The following is a 2,569-nucleotide window of genomic DNA, read 5'->3' as shown; positions in this document are numbered from 1 at the left end:
AAAGGCCGGCCCGACACAACCTTCGGCACCGTGAACGCCGATGTGCTGGCCCACTTCGTACCGGGCTTTCAGCGCATCGACTTCGTCGAGGTCATCCTCAACAGCTCCTGGCCGGAGTAGCTAGGGGTGACTACTGCACGTTTCGGCCGACCCACGCAGGTGATGACGCAGACCGACCGGGACCATCTGGTCGGCAACATCGTCGGGCACATGAGCCAGGGGTGGAGCGGTCCATCCAGGAACGCGCGGTCAACGACTACTGGACGAAAGTGGACCCCGACCTCGGTAGGCGCGTCGCCCACGGCCTGGGCCTGGGAACCTCGCAGCCGGGCAACGGTGACCGAACGTGCATTCGTGAGGTCGGTCAATCCGTGAGTTTCAGGCTGGTGCCAGCGAGGCAGCCGCCGGGGAGGCGTCCCCGTGCACGCTCCGGGGCTGTGCCGCGGGGAGAGGGAGGCGAAGGTGCCGCCGGGGGCGCGTGGCACGCCCCCGGCGGCACCTTCCGGTCGGGTTGCCGGAGCCGTTCGGCTCATGAGTTCCAGATCTGGAACTCCGAGACCTGGCCGGCCGGCCAGCCGGTGTTGGCCGTGATGTTCACCCGGAAGTAGCGCTGAGTGGTGGCCGGGAAGGTGATGGTGACGGTGTTGTTGGTGGTCGGGTCGAAGGTGTAGCTCGCCGACGCCTTCACCGTGGTGAAGGTGGAGTTGTCGGTGCTCGCGAGCAGGGACAGCGTCTGGGTGCGGGCGCCCCAGCTGGCGGGGAGCTGCAGGACGACCCGGCTGACGCTCTGCGCGGAGCCGAGGTCCACCTGCACCCACTGCGGGAAGACGTTGTTGGTGCTCTCCCAGTAGGTGGACTGGTTGCCGTCCGTCACGCTCGACGAGACGTACGTCTGGGCGTGGCTGGACTCGCTGGTGGGCTTGCCGGCGGCCAGGTTGGTGCTGGTGCTGGCACCGGTGCCGGACAGCGCGACCGTGACGACGCCGTTGGAGGCGTTGCTGTTGATGGTGAGGTTGCCGGTGCGGGTGCCGGACGCGGTCGGCGTGAAGGTCACGCTGACCGAGCAGGAGGCCCCGGCGGCGATGGACGAGCCGCACGTGTTGGTCTGCGCGAAGTCACCGCTGGTGGCGATCGAGGAGACCGACGCGGCCGCCGTGCCGGAGTTGGTCACCGTCACCGTCTGCGTGGCGCTGGTGGTGTTCACCGCCTGGCTGGCGAAGCTCAGCGAGGACGGCGAGACCGACAAGGTCGCCGAAGGCGTCCCGCTGGAGGCGTCGAAGGTGAGGTAGTTGAGGTTCCAGCCGCCGGTGTCCTGGTTGACGGTCAGAACCTGCTGACCGGCCGGCAGGGTCACGGTGGCGGTGACGGTGGTCCAGGTCTGCCACCCGCCAGCGGCCGGGATGCTCACCGATCCGCTGAGGTTGGTCCCCGCCGAGTTCGACAGGTGCAGCGCGCCGGTGACCGCGGAAGGGGCGGCGACCCGCAGGCTGACGGTGTACGTGCCGGCGGTGGCCACGTTGACGGTGTAGCGGAACCACTGGCCGCTACCGGTCCAGCCCAGGTCGTAACCGCCACCGGTATCCGACGTGGCCTCAAGGTCCACCCCGTCGGCACGGTAGGCGTTGCCGGTCCCGTTGACCGAGGACACGCTGTACGCTACGCCCTGCCCGCCGGTGTCGTAGTTCTCCGCCTGCACCGTACCCGGCACCGCCGCCGCGGTACCCCCGTACGGCCCCTCCGGAGTCGCGCCCTGCCAGCTGTTGTTGCTGACCGAGGCGGTGAAACCACTGGAGTTGTTGATGTACGCCGCACTGCCCGACTTCAGCCCGGTCACCGTGTTGCCGGTGATCGTGGCGGAGCCGGTGGGCGCGGGGTAGTAGGGGGGCGCGATCACAATGCCGTTGCGGCCGGGGTTAGTGACGGTGTTGTTCTGCAGCACGGTGTTGGTGGAAGTGGAGAAGCCGATCGCATCGTAGAGGGAGTCCGAGACAGTGTTCCCGCTGGCGGTGACCTTGTCGACGATGCCGGTGTTCTGCCCGTCGCCGCCGTTGCCGATGTGCATCGCCGGCTGGCCCTGGCTGTAGGCGTTGCCGCCGGAGCGGACCACCACATTGCCCGTGACCGTCGCCGACAGCAGGTCGTTGCCGTTGACGCCGAACCGGCCGGCACCCAGGCCGATGTAGCGGGCCGTGTCACTGACGTAGTTGTTGGTGATCTGGTGGCCGCTGCCGCCGTAGATCGCCACGCCCTTGCCGCCCCACGGCGCGATCGAGGTGTTGTTGCTCACCGTGACATTCGTCATCGGGTTGTAGTACGTCTTCGAGCCGTCGGGGTTGGTGTTGTAGTTCACCGAGTTGATCGCGATCGCGTCGTCGCCGGTACCGCGTACGAAATTGTTCGTCACGGTCAGGTTGTTGCCGCTGTTGCCGTTCAGGGCCACGTTGTTGACGTTGATCCCGTCTGCCCAGATCGAGGTCAGCCGGCTGTTCTGCACCTTCCCGCCGGTACCCGACGCCCAGAAACCGGACATCGTGTGCTGGGTCCAGATGCCGTCGGCCACCCAGTTGGT

At 67.6% G+C, this 2,569-nt stretch carries 1 protein-coding gene and 1 pseudogene; one reads left to right on the top strand and one right to left on the bottom strand.

What is annotated here, in order from left to right:
• Positions 1 to 120 (top strand): annotated as a pseudogene (locus FCI23_RS62185) (diguanylate cyclase); the annotation flags it as partial.
• A 409-nt stretch (positions 121 to 529) separates the two neighbouring features.
• On the opposite strand, the gene FCI23_RS55195 reads toward FCI23_RS62185, so the two are convergent.
• Positions 530 to 2,569, bottom strand: a 2,040-nt coding sequence (locus tag FCI23_RS55195; RefSeq protein WP_136731694.1) for a discoidin domain-containing protein, incomplete at its 5' end; no start/stop codon positions are given.

This window comes from Actinacidiphila oryziradicis (assembly GCF_005047355.1).
GTDB classification, from domain to species: Bacteria; Actinomycetota; Actinomycetes; order Streptomycetales; family Streptomycetaceae; genus Actinacidiphila; species Actinacidiphila oryziradicis.
This window is presented reverse-complemented; position numbering and strand designations above follow the sequence as displayed.